Below are 17030 nucleotides of genomic sequence, written 5' to 3'. Positions count from 1 at the left end.
TTTTCTTATTTCAATAGACGTTTTACTGACTCCTTCATATTCGGGAGCTCTATTTTCCCGGTGGAGAAGAATTCTTTTATCAGATATTCGGTATATTTCACAGCCTGCTGATAAGAAATTTTCCCTGGCAGCGGCGCCATATCTTCAATCACCACATCAATAATTGCTGGTTTATCGGAGAGGAATGCTTGCTTGATACTCGTCTCTAAGTCTTCGAATTTTTCCACTCGGTAGCCCTCGCCTCCGCAGGATTGACCGAATTGAGCGAAATTCATTTCTCCCATATCAATTCCGTAGTTGGATGAACCGATCGTTGCCTGTTCGAATTTGATTAAACCAAGCTGACTGTTATTAAGGACGATTACTTTCACTGGCAGATCGTATTTTACCGCAGTGACAAAGTCCTGCATATTCATGCTGAAGCCGCCGTCCCCGCATATGGCTATTGCCTGCTTATCGGGATATGCCATTTTGGCAGCAATTGCTCCAGGCAGTCCGCAGCCCATCGTTGCAAGCCGACCTGAAACAACAAAATCCTGCTGTGTCAAAGGCAGATACCGCGTAGTCCAAACAGTTACATTGCCTACATCGGATGAAATGACAGCATCTTTATCCATATTCTTTTCTAAAGCATACATAATTTGCGGAGGCTGGATTGGTGATTCCTCCCTTTTCTTCTGGAGTTGAAGCTGTGTATGCCATTCTTTCATTTTAGCTTGGTATTTTTCGATATAATCCGTCTCAGCCTTTTCCTCGGCAGCCATTGTCAACTCTTCTAGCACTTCTTTTGCATCACCCGGCAAACCGACCTCGACAGGATAGATACTTCCAATTGCACTTGCCTTGTTATCAATTTGGATTGCTGGCAGATTGTCCGGCAAGAACGAACGATACGGGAAGCTTGTACCAACAAGCAGCAGCAAATCCGCTTCATTAATCGCCTCATAAGATGGTGTAGTTCCTATCTGCCCATGCTGCCCCAAGCAGTAACTATGATGGTCAGGAATGATCCCTTTGGCCAGAAGGCTTAAAATAATCGGAGACTTGATATGCTCTGCAAATGTGAGCAGCTCCGTACGAGCGTGTTTTGCCCCTTTTCCCGCTAAAATTATCGGTTTTTTTGCTTTATTGATCAATTTGACTGCTTCCTCAAGATCTTGCCTAGCAGGAGCAATTCTTGGTTTTGCATAATTGGCAGATGTTTTACCGGGCTTTTCCGGGTGCTTCTCGGCGAATAAATCATCCGAGACTACAAGCACACTGACTCCTGAATTGGCATACGCTTCCCGGATTGCTTGATTCAAAAGATCGGGCAGCTGTTCAAATGATTCTGCCCTTTCATTGAAAACAGCGACGTCTTCAAACATCTGCTCCAGTTTTACTTCCTGAAAAGCTCCAGTACCCAGCTCATTGCTAGGCACTTGTCCGACGATAGCTAAAACTGGTGCTTTGTCTTCGCGCGCATCATATAATCCATTAAGCAAGTGGACTGCTCCAGGTCCTGCAATCGACAGACATACACCAAGCTTACCGGTAAGCTTGGCATAAGCAGCAGCAGCAAGTGCTCCTGCTTCCTCGTGACGGACTTGAATGAATTTTAATTCGTCCTCTTTCTTATGTAGATCACTGATGAATTCATTTACCGAATCGCCTGGTATGCCGTATATATGATCTACACCCCAATCGACTAATTGGTCAGCAAGTACTGCTCCGGTTCTTCTTTCAAACATGATAACATCTCCCGTTTCATTTTTTTCCTCCTTTTATATGTAACCTTTTTAGAACATGAGAAAACCCAAACAGTTCAACTGTTTGGGTTAAGGGTTCAATCATCTGCTAGAGAACGCTCAAAGCGTGCCAAATCACGATCTGCACCAATGACAATCAAGACATCTTCAGATTCAAGCTCCGCATCTGGCGAAGGGCTCACGTTTATATCACTAGCCTGCTTTATAGCAACTACGTTACAGCCATATGCAGCTCGGATATCAAGCTCTATGAGTGATCTGCCAGCCATTTTCTTACCTGCACGCACTTCTACGATGCTATGTTCATCACTGAGTTCCAAGTAATCGAGAATGTTGTTGCTAATTATTTTATGGGCGATTCTTCTACCCATATCACGTTCCGGATGAACAACATGATCGGCGCCTATTTTGCTCAGTACTTTTTCGTGATAATCATTTTGAGCTTTGACAGTTATCTTCTTAATACCAAGTTCCTTAAGCATTAATGTTGTCAGTATACTCGCTTGGATATTCTCCCCAATTGCCACAATCACATGCTCGATATTACGGATACCGAGTTCTTTTAATACTTGTTCATCCGTCGTATCTGCAATCACAGCATGAGATGCGATATTGCGAAATTCATTAACTTTATCCTCTTCGATATCAATGGCGAGCACGTTGAATCCTTCCCGGCTCAATTCCATACAGATGCTGCCTCCGAAGCGGCCTAATCCGATTACTGCAAACTCTCTCTTCATCTTTCTTCCTCCACTATCCTATAAACTAATCCTAGTCTATCACAAACAGTCAAGGTTGTATTATTTCTTTCCTTTTACATACTCTGCATCGAATAGGAACATCCGCATGACGAGGATCAATGATGGAATCAGCATGAGTAAGCCTCCCCCGAAAGCAAGCAGCAGGGCAGTACCCATTTCCGGAAGTGTAGCATCAGCTGTCACTTGAATCTGATCATATAGAATATACGGCATATGACCGATCCCATAGCCAAGAAGAGCAAAGAAGAATTGCAGCATCACACAAATGAAGGAAAGACCATAGTTTCTTTCTTTATAAATGAAATAAACCGCACCTAAGAAACATAAGACGGACAGGCCGAACATCCACCATAAGTCGAGCATATTATTATAATGCTCAGGATTCTGCCTGCTGATAGCGATAAATGCCGTCAGGCTTGCAATAATCTGCGGAGCAGACCAGAAAAGCGCATATGACCGCAATATTTTCCGTGCAGGTTCATCCCCTGCTTTATTAGCATAATAAGTCAGGAAGTTGGCACTGATATACAGTACAGAGACGATCGCCAGGAATACAACCGCCCATGAGAACGGGTTTGTGAGAAGCTCTGTGTAACGTAAATGGACACTTCCGCCCTCCTCGCGTAAAAAGCCTCCTTCTGAAATCGTCAGTCCTGTTGATATGGCTGCTGGTATCAGTAAACCGCTGGCACCATAAAGGAATGTGTACAGCAAGCTGCTGCGTGAGCCATAATTCTCAAACGCATAGAAGGATCCCCTTATTCCAATCAGGACTAGAATGATCGATCCTGGTATAAGCATGGCGGATCCGTAATAATAACCCGCATCCGGAAAGAAACCAGCCAGTCCATAATAGAAGAAGATGAAGAACACATTTGTGATTTCCCAGACAGGAGATAGATAACGGGCAATCAAACGGTTCAAAATATGATCTTTCTTTGTCTGCTTGGCATAGTAAGCAAAGAAACCGGCCCCAAAATCAATTGAAGCGATAATCAGGTAGGCAAACAGGAAAAACCATAAGGCCGATAGCCCTAATACTTCGTAGCTCATCGCTGATCACCTCCAAATAACGTATCTGGAAACCGCTGTTCCCATTCTTTCTGGATTGGATTTTTCTTATAAAGTCGGACAAGTATCAGTGTGACAAATGTTCCAAGCAGTACGTATAAAACTAGGAACATGGCAAAGGCATAATGCACATATGGTGATGAGACTGCCCCTTCTGCAACTCGCAAGTACCCGCGCATAATCCACGGCTGCCGCCCTACCTCCGCATAAATCCAGCCAAATTCAAGTGCAAGCAAAGCAAATGGAGCATTTACTACAATCGCACGCAACACCCATTTATTATATTGATCCCTTTTCTTCCAGAACATGAACAGCAGGAAAAGCATACTGATCATGATGCTATATGCTCCAAGTGTGACCATCAAATCAAACATATAGTGAATCCATAATGGAGGTATTAAATCAGCATCGACCCTATCCAGTCCAATGACCTCACTGTTAAAATCACCGAAGGACAAAAAACTGAGTATCTTCGGCAAATGGATTGCCCCCTTGATTTCATTATCCTCCGTCAGCCTACCGAAAAGAATCAGGTCAGCACCCTTTTCCGTTTCGAAATGCCATTCAGCCGCAGCCAGCTTCTCGGGCTGATAAGTGGCAAGAAATTTAGCAGATGTATCGCCTGCAATTGCGGTGAATATGGAGAAAATTAATGTCACGATCATCGTGAGTTTCAGTGCTTTTTTATAGTATTTGTTATTGCCGTATTTCAAGATGAAGAATGCTGTGATTGCGGCAAGAATAGCAGCACTGGTCATATACGAAGAAGTAAGAACATGAAATACCTTCGATGGAGTGGCCGGATTCCAGATCGCCTTTAAAGGCTCGACTGACGTTATTGTCCTGCCTTCAAGCGTGAACCCTTGCGGGGTATTCATGAAGGCGTTCACGCTAGTTATGAATACTGCGCTCATCCCTCCGCCAATAATGACCGGCAAAGAAAGATACCAATGTGTATATCTTCCTTTGAAACGATCCCAAGTATAAATATAAGCACCGAGAAAAATAGCTTCAAAGAAGAATGCAAAAGTCTCCATGAAAAGGGGCAGACTGATGACATGACCTGCAATCTGCATGAATGTAGGCCACAGAAGAAACAGCTGCAGACCAATTGCCGTACCAGTTACTACTCCGACAGCTACAATAATGACGAACCCTCGCGTCCATCGCCTTGCGAGCAGAATATAACTCGGATCTCTCTTCCGTATACCGACATATTCAGCAGCGCTGATCAACAATGGAACACCCACACCTATTGTCGCGAAGATAATATGGAAGACAAGCGTCATAGAAGTAAGCATCCGGGCTAAAATGACACTATCATAAGCAAACAATGTATATCCCTGCTTTCTGTAAAGATAATCGCTCCTCTTGTTATGCCCAGAGAAATAAAAATTACCCAAAAGAAAGAGCGTACCTCAGCTGAGACACGCTCTTTCTTATTTTTCGTCTGATTGGAATTGTGTTTTTACGAGTTCGTAATATTTGCCCCTAGCATCCATCAACCTCAAATGGCTTCCTTGTTCCAAAATACGGCCTTGTTCCAGCACAATGATATTATCCGCTTCCCTTATTGTGGATAGGCGATGAGCAATCATAATAGCTGTGCGCCCTTGGAGCAAGGTTTTCAAAGCATGCTGTATTTTTAGCTCAGTTTCCGTATCAATACTGGCAGTGGCTTCATCAAGGATGATGATTCTCGGATCAGCTAACATAGTCCGTGCAAATGACAGGAGCTGCCTTTCTCCAGCTGACAGGATATTTCCTCGTTCTTCCACTTCCGTTTCATAGCCATCAGCCAAGCGCTGGATGAAATCATCCGCTCCGACAATGCGTGCAGCTTCTTTCACTTGTTCGTCCGTTGCTTCCGGATTACCAAAGCGGATATTCTCCATAATCGTACCGGAGAAGACGAATGTATCTTGTAAGACGACACTGATTTGCTGTCTTACATCCTGCAGCTTCACATCTCGTAAATCCTCGCCGTCTATTTTCACCGCCCCAGCGGTCGGATCATAAAATCTGCTGATCAAATTCGCGATAGTAGATTTCCCTGAACCCGTATGACCGACGAGTGCAACCGTTTGACCTGCTTCCATATGCAAATCGATTTCGTGAAGTGCGATTCGATCAGAATTATAGGCAAACACAACTTTCTCGAATCGGATATCTCCCTTAATATTCGGGAATGGCTTCGCATCCTTCCGATTCTCGACATTCGGTTCTTCATCGAGAAACTCGAATATACGTTCAGAAGATGCCATCGCTACAAGCAGCTGATTATAAATCTGTCCTAAGCGGGAGATTGGCTCCCAAAACATCCCTAAGAAGAAAGCAAAGGTAACGAAAGTACCGATTTCAATCTGATCAGATAAAATCAAATGAGCACCATATGCGATCAGAATAACTGTACCGACAGCATTACTCATCTCTACGAAAGGTCCAAAATACGCACTCTTTTTCGTAGCAATTCGTTCACTTTCAAAATTATCCCGGTTAAGCGCTTCGAAATAATCTGTGTTTTCCGGCTCCTGGGCATAAGATTGTGTGACACGAATGCCTTGTATTGCTTCATTCAAATGTGAATTCATGCGTGATTTTTGCATCCTTACTTGCTGCCAGGAGCGCCTGATGCTTCTTCTGAGCCTCGTTGAGATAAAGAACATGAGTGGCAGGATAATGAGAACTGCTATTGCCAGCTTCGGACTTAGGAAGAACAATATAGCTATGATACCGATCAGCATAACGGAATCGGTCAATAGGTTGATAATTCCGTTTGTGAACAGCTCCTGCAAGGAGTTAATATCATTAAGAACCCGAACAAGAATGGATCCAGCAGACCGGGTATCGAAAAACCTATGCGACAGATGCTGGATATGACTGAATAACGTTTTCCGCAAATCGTAAATGACATGCTGTCCAAGGATGTTCACCCATTTGATCCGCAGTATATTGGCAACATAGTTGAGCACATACAGTAATCCGATACCAGCTACCAGATAGATAAGGAAGCGGATATCCCCTGATGCGATAGCCATATCAATCGCAACTTTACCGATAAGAATTGGAATGAGCAAACGGATAAGTGTGGACAGCAGCATTGTAATGATCGATCCTGGCAGAAGTGTCCTGCTGTATGGTTTCATAAAGCCAAGCAGCCGCCTGATTTGACCCCAGTCGAAGGGCTTCTCCATTGCCTGATCCTGGGAATAATGAAATCTGTTTGTATGCTTTTTCTTAGTATATTGCAGGTTTTCCATAGTCTCCCCCCTTACTGTGCTGAACGCATGATTGCTTTTTGATCCTGATACTGAATATCGTAGATACGTTGGTATAAACCGCCATTTCGCAGGAGGAAATCATGCGTTCCCCGTTCCGCGATTTCTCCTTCATCCAGCACTAGAATCTCATCGGCATGCTTAACCGATGATATACGATGGGCAATAATGAACGTTGTACGGTTTTTCATTACTTCCTTCAATGCTTTTTGTATCTTCACTTCTGTCTGCATGTCAACGGCACTAGTCGCATCATCCAGAATCAAGATGCTTGGATCGATCAGCAGTGCACGGGCAATTGCGATACGCTGCTTTTGGCCTCCAGACAGTCCCATCCCCCGTTCACCAAGCAGTGTGTCATACTGATCAGGCAGCTCCATGATAAAGTCGTGGGCTTGAGCTCGTTTAGCTGCATCCACGATTTGGTCGAGACTCACCTGATCCGGATTTCCGTATGCAATATTCTCCTTGATTGTCGTAGAAAATAGAAATGCCTCTTGCAATACGAATCCAATATGCTGTCTCAGCGTTCTTAAATCATAATCCTGTACAGGCTTGCCATCTATGTAGATATTGCCTGATGTAGGTTCATAAAAACGGGTCATCAGCTGGGTGATACTCGTTTTTCCAGATCCAGTTCCGCCGACCAGACCGATAATTTTACCTGGGGGTGCATCGAAACTGATATCCTTCAGAGCCATGTCATCATCCTTTGCGTACTGAAGAGAAACCCTATCAAAGGTTACATGCCCGTTGATCTTTCTTGTGCCAAGCGGCTGGTCCAGCTGTTTAATATCCTCTTTTGCCTCCAAAACTTCCAATAGTCTCTCCCCCGATGCCTTCGCTTGAGAGAACATATTGATTATGAAACCAAGGTTCGCGAGCGGTCCAAGGATATACGAAACAAGACTGAAGAAAGCGACAAGTGCGCCTAATTCAAGCTGCCCGGAAATCACAAGATATCCGCCATAAGAGATGAGGACAACCATGCAAATATTACCGATTAATTCCATGAGCGGAAAAAACTTTGCCCACACCTTTGAAGTGAAAATATAGTTGTCCCGATAGGTTGAATTATTATCTGTGAACCGATCAATCTCAAATTCCTCACGGGATAGGGATTTGACTGTATTCATCCCGCTGATATTTTCCTGCACACGTGTATTGAGCACACCAAGGGACGTTCTGATATTACGGAAAGCAGGATGAACTCGTCTGTCGAAACGATAGACAACCACTGCCAAGAACGGCATGGAAACCATCGTAACAAGTGCCAGCGGTATGCTATATGCAAACATGACAGCAAGACTGATGACGATCAGCAATACAACACGCAGGAACTGACCTACTCCTGCCGATAGGAAGAAACGGATACCCTCTACATCCGCGGTCAAGCGGGACATGAGATCTCCTGTGCGTGCGTTATCGTAATACGTGAAGCTCAGTCTCTGCAGTTTCTGATACAGACTATTCCGCATCTTGAATACAGTCTGAATACCGAATATATCCCCTAGATACTGTTGCAGGAAATTGGCTATTCCTTTAATGATCATCAATAAGACGAATCCAATTGAGATAATCGGAATAAGATTGTACTGATTACCCAGTACTACGTCATCAATCGTTATTTGCAATATGATGGGATAGACAACCGTAATGGCCGTCACAATGGCGATGAATAGAAGTGATAAGTAGAAGTTACGCCGGTATGGCCAATAAAAATCCTTCAATTTCTTGAATATATGCAAACCCTTCTCCCCCTCCAAGATTAGTCGCATGTTCTAATATATCGGGTTCCGAACTAATTTACCAGCTTAAATTAACGATTATTTAAAAAAGTTTGAATTTATGTTAAATAAAAAAAAAAGCATCGTTTACACGATGCTTCGATAATGGTCTTGCAAGAATTGTACATAACGCTCCAAATCTTTTATCTGCTGAAAGCTAGCTTGCGCCAACTGGGCACTTCCGCCTCCCTTGCCACCGAATTCAGAAAGTGATGTACGGAATAAATTCCCGCTATGGAAATCATTCAACTTGTGCGTCATTACTAGTTTTCGCTCCGCAGTATCTGTCAATATGACAAACTTCTTGTCTGCTTCCACCAGCTTGGCTGCCATTCGCTGCAAGGCCTTTATATTTTTCCCTTTATATGAACGAACTACAATAGGGGTTTCTGTCTGGATGAGCTCTTGTAATTCCAATGCCTCTAGTCTCCCTTCCAGCTCCTCCGCTCTTTTAAGAGCAGCTTGTAAATCAGCAGTTTGCTTCTGAATTCTATCGAGAACTTCCTGGCTGTTTGTTTGGAATTGATCTGCAGCTTTTTCTACAATGCTAAACATATTGCTTGTAGTTTCTAAGGCTCGCTTACCGCATTGGAAATAAATACGCTGCCCTTGTTTTTGTTTTTCGGTCTTAATGATTTTAATCAATCCTATTTGTCCAGTGGATGAGACATGTGTGCCACCGCAAGGATTATATTCGACACCATCAATCTCAACGATTCGAACATCTTCGGTAACAGACGGCTGCTTGACAACAGGCAGTTCAGCCAGCTGTGCAGCTGTCACGTAGTAACTGGAAATCATGCGGTTATCATAGATTAGTTCATTCACCTTTTGTTCTGTCAATTGCAATTCAGCTTCCGTTAGTTTGCCACCAGGTAAATCAATTGTGACAGCTTCCTGGCCTAAATGAAAACCGATTGTTTGACGATCTAAGACGAGCCGAAAAGCAGCAGAAAGAAGGTGCTGTCCTGTATGCTGCTGCATCAAATCGAAGCGATGATCCCAATCTATCCGACATTCGACTCTACCTTTTATACTTGTCTCCAGACCATAATATGGTACACCATCCTTGCTTTCGACCGCTTTGACTTCTAAATCTCCTATTGTACCGCTATCAGCAGGCTGACCGCCGCCTCCAGGATAAAATGCTGTTTCCTTCAGCGAAACAAAATATAGTCCATCTTTTTTGTATGTATCGTCAATTTCTGTCGCCCACTTTTCACAAAAAGCGTCTTCTCTGTATAGCAGCTTGCTCATATCGATCATCCTTTATTTTCTGATAGAGCAAGCTTACCATGAATCACTTGTAAGTAGAAATCCTGCTGTACTTTATCTTAAAGCATCCAGCTGATTGATCAGCATTGTCGTGAAATTACCGCCAGTTTGTACATGTCGGATTCTTCCCAGTCTGTCCAGCAAGACAATACTTGGCAGCTTTTGTACTCTGAATGTATTTTTCAACTGATGCCTTTGATCGAGATATACAGGAAGATCTATATTTTTTTGAAGTACATAATCATATATTGTTTGTTTATTCAAATCAGATGTTGAGCGGGGAACATGAACCAGCATGATATCAAAAAACTGTTTTTCATATTTTGCAAAATCTAAGAAAACAGGCAGTTTTTCTTTACAGATTGTACAGCTGATTGACCAATAGTAAATAATAAGCGGCCTATCACCGGCTTTTTGCTGAGGTGGATAAAGCCAATTCGCGTCATGCTGGTCAATTGCTTCCGGTAGTTGTGGTATCACGCTTACACACCCTCCCTCTTGAGAACCTCATCGCCAGGCTGCCAATTCACACCACATGCCTCTCCTGTTTGAAGAGCCTCCAAAACACGCAGCAGTTCTGATGTCTCCCTGCCAACCAAATCCGCATGCATTAAATAATAACAAATCTCACCTTCCGGATTAACGATGATTGTAGCTCGTACAGAGGTGTAGCTTTTTCCATCCAGCACACCATAAGCTTGAGACACGTCACCTGTAAAATCAGAAGCTAAGGGATATGTTACATCCTTTATTCCATTCTGGTCCCGTGGCGTTTTTTGCCATGCAGCGTGGGACATTAAACTATCTGTAGAAATAGCAACTACCTGTGCATCCAATTCACGAACTGTTTCAATCTGATCTGCTAGATCGTTCAATTCAGTAGGACAAACTGTACTGAAATCACGAGGATAAAAAAAGAGCACAAGCCATTTATTATCATCGATATACTGTTTTAAGCTGATGGTTGCTGTCTTGCCATCAGGCATGACAGCTGGCAGCTCGAATTGAGGTGCAGCACTCCCAATCATAGGCTCTCCCCCTTCACTAATACCTTTGTCACTATATGCTTATAAGCTGCATATGTTACAGAACGTTTCATCATTTACTAGACAGGGTACTCCTCCTAGGAGCAGATAATTGTAAAAGGAGACATGGTATGAACTTTCTAACAGACGGACTTCAATTCAACTACGATGGCTTGATCGAAAAAACCGTGTCAATCGGCCTGCAGCTGCTGCTTATCATTATCGGTTACTTCGTTTTACGAGCAGTCGGTAAAAAACTGATCAGTACGAGCTTGAATAAGGCAAGTTCCAAACAGCGTATATCAACAAGCAGAATGATGACTTTAGAAAAACTGCTTATCAATACATATGGGTATACCTTGATTTTCCTTCTCATTGTCATGGTATTTGGTGTATTCGACATTCAAATCGGCCCGTTGATAGCAGGAGCTGGGATTATCGGTCTTGCCATCGGATTCGGAGCCCAAGGTTTAGTGAGTGATGTCGTGACTGGATTCTTCATCCTTTTGGAGCGTCAAATCGAAGTTGGAGATGTTATTACTACATCAGGGTATAATGGTGTTGTAGAGGAAGTCGGATTACGGACGACACAGGTGAGAAGTTTTGATGGTACGTTGAATTTCATTCCGAACCGTAATATCAACGGTATAAGCAACCACTCGCGCGGAAATATGCGTGCAATGGTCGACATCGGCATCAGCTATGAAGATGATATTGATCATGCTCTAAGAGTGTTACAGGAAATTTGTGCTACCTTCCAGAAAGACGAACGTTTCCGTGAAGGGCCAGATGTTATAGGTGTACAGGAACTGGGCGCATCAGAAATCACCTTGCGGATCATAGGTCACACAGCCAATATGGAACAATATGGAGCGGAACGCGATATGAAGAAAGCAATCAAAGAAGCCTTCGACAGAGAAGGCATCGAGATTCCTTACCCGCATCAAGTTTTTCTCCAGCGAAAAGAAGAAAGCGCAAAGCAATAAGCTTTGCGCTTTTCCTATGCGTGATTTATATAAGCCAAAACAGCTTCTACCCCATAGTTTAATGCCTGTTCATCAGGCTGCAACTTGCTATGGTGCAACCCATAAGGAGAATTGACTCCCAACCAAAACATAAAACCAGGAATCTCCTTCAGCATATAGCCAAAATCCTCTCCAGTCATTGCCGGCGGAGCTTCTTTATACGTTAAAGACGTTTTTTCTATAACTTCATGAAATGCTTCCACTTTAGTGCTTTCATTGTATACCTGGTAATAGTTCGAGCCATAATCGATCTCGATTTGACAGTTGTGACTGATTTCCATTCCTCTTGCCTGCTGCTCGATATGCTGTTTCACCAAGTCGATAGCTTCCGGATCCATCGTTCTGATCGTTCCTTCCAATCGTGCTGTCTCCGCGATTGTATTCTGCACAAATCCACTTTCCATCTTCCCGATTGTTATGACTGCACTTTGCAGCGGATCCAAATTACGCGCCACGATACCCTGCATATTCGTCACAAAAGTACTCGCCGCTACAACCATATCCTTCGTCAAGTGAGGATATGCAGCATGTCCGCCTTTTCCCTTGAAATCAAGAAACAGTTCGCTTGTATTAGCGAATAACAAGCCCGGTCTGGAGGAAACAGTACCTACTGGCAGCTCAGGAGCGATATGAAGTGCGAATATTTCATCCGGCCACCACTCTTTCAAAATACCGCTTTGCATAAGTGGCAGAGCTCCTCCCGGACCTTCCTCTGCAGGCTGAAAAATAAATACAATGTTTTGCGCAGGCTGGTTCTTGGCACAAGCAGTCAATGCTCCTAAAGCGATTGTCATATGCAGATCGTGCCCGCATGCATGCATGCGGCCTTCATGCTCCGATTGATATGGCAGTCCCGTAGCTTCGGTAATTGGCAGTCCATCAATATCCGTACGATAGGCAATAGTTTTTGATCCTGCAGAACCAGTCACTCTTACGATGATGCCAGTCCGCCATGTTTTTATTTCTAAATATTCCTGTGGCAGTCCGTGAATATAATCCAGCAAATATGCTTGTGTTTTTTCTTCCTGAAATCCAAGCTCAGGTATACGATGCAAATCCCGTCTGATTTGTATCAGTGTATCTTCCATGAAATCACCTGCTTTATTTGATAATAAAAAAAGGAGCAGCAGCTGCTCCTTTTCCTAATTAGTTCAGTTTGCGAAGTTCCTGACGAATCTCTGTTTTTGATTTCGTCTGGTCATCGATTTCCTTCAATACACGCGCTGGTGTTCCGCCAACAAGTGTGTTTGGAGCTACATCTTCTGTCACGATTGCACCAGCAGCAACAATCGCTCCTTTTCCAACTGTAACGCCTTCCAATACAACAACATTGGCACCGATGACAACATCATCTTCGATTACAACTGGTTTCGCGGATGGTGGTTCAATAACACCCGCCAAGACAGTACCAGCTCCGATGTGGCAGTTCTTACCAACAGTTGCTCGTCCGCCCATTACAACGTTCATATCGATCATTGTACCCTCACCAATTACAGAACCGATGTTGATAGAAGCGCCCATCATGATTACTGCGCCATCACCGATTTCCACTTGGTCACGGATAACAACACCTGGCTCGATGCGGGCATTGATTCCTTTCAAGTCCAATAGAGGAATCGCGGAGTTACGGCGGTCATTCTCGATGACGTAATCCTCGATTGCTTCTGTATCTTTCAAAAAGCCTTCCAGCTCGCTCCATTCCCCGAATAGAACTGCTGTGTTCGCTTCTGGGAAAGCTTTTACACTTTCTGGATAAGATAGCGCGTCCAGGCCTTTTCCTTTAACATATACTTTAACTGGTGTAGATTTTTTACTATTCGAAATGAAAGAGATGATTTCATTTGCGTCCATCATTTTCACGGTTTTTGCCTCCTATGTAACAACGTATGGAATTACTTTATCAAAACTTTTACTAATCAACAAGCTTTTTCACCATGCTTGGCTTTTCACCGGAGCACGTCCTCAGACATTGGTCTTATCGCCGGTTGGATGGTAATGCACTTGTTCGTGCAAATACCTGTTCATCTTTTTAAGAATCGCCCTTCGAGTCAGGATTCCCTCGAAGTATCCTTCCTCATCAAGCACACAAAGAAAAGCCTGATTCACTACAGCCTTCAATGCTGTCAGAAAAGAATCCGATTTCTTCAATACAGGTACATCTGTCAGCATCGTTTCCGACACTTTGATTTCTGAAAGCTTCTCCATCTCGAATCTCTCCATTCCGAGAACTTCATTCAGGATTGCTGTCTTCGATACCATGCCCTGCAGTCTGTACGTATGATCAAGTACGGGAATGACAGAATAACCTGATTTAACAAGCACGAGCAAAGCATGCTCCAGCGGGTTATTCAATTGAACATGAGCAACTTTTTCAGACTCGATCATCAAGTCCTCAACCGTTATGCCGGTGAGTTCCTGCAACTCTAATTTTGCCATTCGATCTCTCCTTTTGTCAGCGGCAATAGAAGGAGGTCAATCACCTATATCAGTTTACCACAACCCACTGCCGCCTTCCAATTTCGACATCGTTTTCAATGTGTCACACTTGGGCAGCTGAACCATAAAATATTTCCAGGATTGATTCGGTTTTTATGGTGTAATGCTAGAAAAAGCTTTATACTGAAACAAAGCAGAAATGAGGTAAATAATTGGAAACTTATATTTTCACGAAAAAAGAAGAAACAGCCCACTCTATCACGCATGGGTTCGGGGCTTTACTGAGTATTGCAGCATTAGCGGTTGCAATTGTCTTGGCAAGCTTTACGAAGGATCCTTGGGTCATTGTATCTGTCACCATATATGGTACGACAATGCTGCTCATGTATCTCTCTTCGACAATCGTTCATGCTTTGCCTGAGGGAAAAGTGAAGGATATTTTCCAGATTATCGATCACGCAGCCATCTATCTTTTTATAGCTGGTACCTATACACCCTTATTGCTGATCAGCCTCAGAAGTTCGCTCGGATGGACGATTTTTGGCATCGTTTGGGGAATTGCACTTGCAGGTATCATCTTCAAGATTTTCTTCGTCAAGAAATTCTTGATCATGTCTACGGTTTTCTATCTCTTGATGGGCTGGATGATCGTCTTAGTCTGGGAACCAATGCTTGCGGCGATGCCGCAACAGACGATTGTTTATCTGGCTGTTGGCGGCCTTTTCTATACAGTAGGTGCTGTGTTCTATGTTTGGCGAAAGATTCCCTACCATCACGTTGTATGGCATTTGTTTGTACTGGCGGGATCTGCGTTCCATTTTTTCGCCATTCTTTTCCTCATTTAAAGACAAAAAAGGCATTCTCCCCATTCATATAGGGAAGAGTGCCTTTATTAACGGATAAAAGAAGGTGCATGTTATGAAAAAGACCTGGATTTCAGCTGCTGCGGGGACAATCATTAGCGGAGCTGGCCTTGGATATGTGTATGCTCGGCATATAGAACCAGCAAAGCTGGTAACTAAATCATATACACTTACTAGTGAAAGACTCCCGAAATCCTTCGATGGACTAAAAGTTGTTCAATTCAGTGATTTGCATTTAGGTTATCATTATTCCATCAGAAAGCTTAGACGTTTAGTCCGGCACATCCAGCAACAGCAAGCAGACGTCATTGTATTTACTGGCGATTTTGCTGATCGTCCGATCCGGCTGAAATGGAAGCAAGAGATTGTTGATTGCCTAACGACTCTTCAGGCGCCATTCGGAAAGTACTGGATTTATGGAAACCATGATTATCGTGACGAAAGTGAAGCAATTGTTGCGAAATATATGAAAGCAGGAGGATTCACTGCCCTGCATAATACAGCTACATTCCTAAAGCGCGGACAAGATCATATCGTGCTGGCTGGTATCGATGATGTCATACGGAGCACTCCGAACCTGCATGCGGCAACACGCCATAGCGATGAAGACTCTTTTACCATCTTGTTGGCACACGAACCTGATTTAGCTGAGAATGTCAGGCATTTGCCGGTAGACGTTCAATTATCCGGCCACTCTCATGGCGGCCAAGTAAGAATTCCTTTTTACGGTGAGGTAATAGTTCCTCCCTATGGCAGACGATACGTAGATAGTCATTATGAAATCGGCACGCGGCCATTACATGTTTTCGTCTCCAGAGGTGTCGGCACGACTAGGATGCCTATCCGTTTTGCATGTCCGCCAGAAATTTCAATACTTACCCTGAAGCATGGACAGAAGCATGTCGATCTTAAATAAGAAAGAGCTTGCCAATCGTACAGCTTTTCTGTACGATAGTACCATTCTCCGATAGGGTCAATTCCTGCAATAGGAGGTTTACTCGCATGAAAGTGAACTGGACATTAGAGGATATAGCAAAAGCGTTGTTCGTAGTCAATCGGCACGCAAAGACAGCTTCTGATCCAAGCCACTTATACCAACTAAAGAAACAAACAGTAGCGAAACTGCTGGAACAGAACAAAGCAAAGAAAATTGGCCTGCATTTCTCTGAACACCCAAAACTCAGCAGACAGCACTCTACTATGCTGGTACAAATAGCAGACTATTACTTTCATATCCCGGCTGCAAAGGAAGATTTCAAAACACTGCCGCATCTCGGTGAATTGGACAAGACTTTTCGGAATCCGAGACCAAACCTCTCCCTTTCCCAAGCAAAGCGGATCCTTTCCGGCTATTTGGATTTGCCACAGCAGGATATCAGACCAAAACAGCAGACACCTGTCAGCAGATCGGCATATTATACGCCATCCTCACTTGGTCAGTTCACCTGGCCTGACAAGAAAAAGCGTCGCAGCTAAGCTGTGCGCTTTTTCTTTTTATCTCCTAAAATAGCAGCTAACTTAAGCAAGATAAGCATGCTGCAAATAAAGGTCATAACTAGAAGCAGTCTTCCTTCTAAATCCCACTCCAGCAAGTCATTGCGATGCAGGTAGCTCAATGCAGCATGCACACATAATACAGATAGTATGGAGTACCACTGCTTCCTTACCAGCCATCTGATACAGAAAAATATAACTGCAAAAACGGACAGAATGCTTAACAGTCCAATAATTGGTATAATCGTCATCACCATCCCTCCCTTA

At 43.5% G+C, this 17030-nt stretch carries 17 protein-coding genes; 4 read left to right on the top strand and 13 right to left on the bottom strand.

The genetic code is table 11. From position 1 onward, the window contains the following. Window positions 1-5: 5 nt before the first annotated feature. The 9 genes from CHH91_RS08260 to CHH91_RS08220 all read right to left on the bottom strand — a co-directional run bounded on the left by CHH91_RS08260 (window position 6) and on the right by CHH91_RS08220 (window position 10948). Window positions 6-1730, bottom strand: a complete 1725-nt coding sequence (locus CHH91_RS08260) for a pyruvate oxidase (RefSeq protein WP_095222979.1) — start codon at window positions 1728-1730, stop codon at window positions 6-8. A 95-nt stretch (window positions 1731-1825) separates the two neighbouring features. Next, a complete protein-coding gene (locus tag CHH91_RS08255; RefSeq protein ID WP_095222978.1) occupies window positions 1826-2488 on the bottom strand; it encodes a potassium channel family protein in 663 nt (220 codons plus the stop codon). Window positions 2489-2548: 60 nt separating this feature from the next. Continuing rightward, window positions 2549-3562 (bottom strand): cytochrome d ubiquinol oxidase subunit II, encoded by a 1014-nt coding sequence (locus CHH91_RS08250; RefSeq protein ID WP_095222977.1) that lies wholly within the window; start codon window positions 3560-3562, stop codon window positions 2549-2551. Continuing rightward, window positions 3559-4914 (bottom strand): cytochrome ubiquinol oxidase subunit I, encoded by a 1356-nt coding sequence (locus CHH91_RS08245; RefSeq protein WP_286160724.1) that lies wholly within the window; start codon window positions 4912-4914, stop codon window positions 3559-3561. The genes CHH91_RS08250 and CHH91_RS08245 overlap by 4 nt, the downstream gene beginning before the upstream one ends. A 105-nt stretch (window positions 4915-5019) precedes the next feature. After that, the gene (locus tag CHH91_RS08240; protein WP_095222976.1) at window positions 5020-6840 is read right to left on the bottom strand and encodes an ABC transporter ATP-binding protein; all 1821 of its coding nucleotides are present in this window, start codon (window positions 6838-6840) and stop codon (window positions 5020-5022) included. Between the two features lie 11 nt (window positions 6841-6851). Next, the gene (locus CHH91_RS08235; RefSeq protein WP_095222975.1) at window positions 6852-8606 is read right to left on the bottom strand and encodes an ABC transporter ATP-binding protein; all 1755 of its coding nucleotides are present in this window, start codon (window positions 8604-8606) and stop codon (window positions 6852-6854) included. A 126-nt stretch (window positions 8607-8732) separates the two neighbouring features. Next, entirely contained in the window at window positions 8733-9902 is a 1170-nt protein-coding gene (locus CHH91_RS08230) for an alanyl-tRNA editing protein (RefSeq protein WP_176465727.1), read from the bottom strand. A gap of 72 nt (window positions 9903-9974) precedes the next feature. Beyond that, entirely contained in the window at window positions 9975-10400 is a 426-nt protein-coding gene (locus CHH91_RS08225) for a TlpA disulfide reductase family protein (RefSeq protein WP_095222973.1), read from the bottom strand. A 2-nt stretch (window positions 10401-10402) separates the two neighbouring features. After that, entirely contained in the window at window positions 10403-10948 is a 546-nt protein-coding gene (locus CHH91_RS08220) for a peroxiredoxin (RefSeq protein ID WP_095222972.1), read from the bottom strand. A gap of 128 nt (window positions 10949-11076) precedes the next feature. Here CHH91_RS08220 and CHH91_RS08215 point away from each other — a divergent pair, with 128 nt between their 5' ends. Further along, window positions 11077-11931, top strand: a complete 855-nt coding sequence (locus CHH91_RS08215; RefSeq protein ID WP_095222971.1) for a mechanosensitive ion channel family protein — start codon at window positions 11077-11079, stop codon at window positions 11929-11931. A 14-nt stretch (window positions 11932-11945) separates the two neighbouring features. On the opposite strand, the gene CHH91_RS08210 is transcribed toward CHH91_RS08215, so the two are convergent. The 3 genes from CHH91_RS08210 to cbpB form a co-directional block, all read right to left on the bottom strand. Then, window positions 11946-13058, bottom strand: coding sequence for an N-acetyldiaminopimelate deacetylase (locus tag CHH91_RS08210; protein ID WP_095222970.1), 1113 nt, complete (start codon window positions 13056-13058; stop codon window positions 11946-11948). 58 nt (window positions 13059-13116) lie between these two features. After that, window positions 13117-13830, bottom strand: a complete 714-nt coding sequence (dapD, locus tag CHH91_RS08205) for a 2,3,4,5-tetrahydropyridine-2,6-dicarboxylate N-acetyltransferase (RefSeq protein ID WP_176465726.1) — start codon at window positions 13828-13830, stop codon at window positions 13117-13119. 102 nt (window positions 13831-13932) lie between these two features. Then, window positions 13933-14406 carry a cyclic-di-AMP-binding protein CbpB gene (gene cbpB, locus CHH91_RS08200; protein ID WP_095222969.1) on the bottom strand — a complete coding sequence of 158 codons (474 nt, stop codon included), beginning with the start codon at window positions 14404-14406 and terminating at the stop codon, window positions 13933-13935. A 212-nt stretch (window positions 14407-14618) separates the two neighbouring features. Here cbpB and trhA point away from each other — a divergent pair, with 212 nt between their 5' ends. From trhA to CHH91_RS08185, 3 genes are all read left to right on the top strand, one after another. Continuing rightward, window positions 14619-15251: a PAQR family membrane homeostasis protein TrhA gene (gene trhA, locus CHH91_RS08195; protein WP_095222968.1), complete on the top strand. Its 633-nt coding sequence runs from the start codon at window positions 14619-14621 to the stop codon at window positions 15249-15251. 73 nt (window positions 15252-15324) lie between these two features. After that, window positions 15325-16185 carry a metallophosphoesterase gene (locus CHH91_RS08190; RefSeq protein ID WP_095222967.1) on the top strand — a complete coding sequence of 287 codons (861 nt, stop codon included), beginning with the start codon at window positions 15325-15327 and terminating at the stop codon, window positions 16183-16185. An 86-nt stretch (window positions 16186-16271) separates the two neighbouring features. Then, window positions 16272-16745, top strand: coding sequence for a YkyB family protein (locus CHH91_RS08185; protein WP_095222966.1), 474 nt, complete (start codon window positions 16272-16274; stop codon window positions 16743-16745). Here CHH91_RS08185 and CHH91_RS08180 read toward each other — a convergent pair. Then, window positions 16742-17014, bottom strand: coding sequence for a hypothetical protein (locus CHH91_RS08180; RefSeq protein ID WP_095222965.1), 273 nt, complete (start codon window positions 17012-17014; stop codon window positions 16742-16744). The two genes, CHH91_RS08185 and CHH91_RS08180, sit on opposite strands and share 4 nt — an antisense overlap. Window positions 17015-17030 lie beyond the last annotated feature (16 nt).

It is taken from the genome of Virgibacillus sp. 7505 (genome assembly GCF_002272135.1).
Taxonomy (GTDB): Bacteria; Bacillota; Bacilli; order Bacillales; family Amphibacillaceae; genus Terribacillus.
This window is presented reverse-complemented; position numbering and strand designations above follow the sequence as displayed.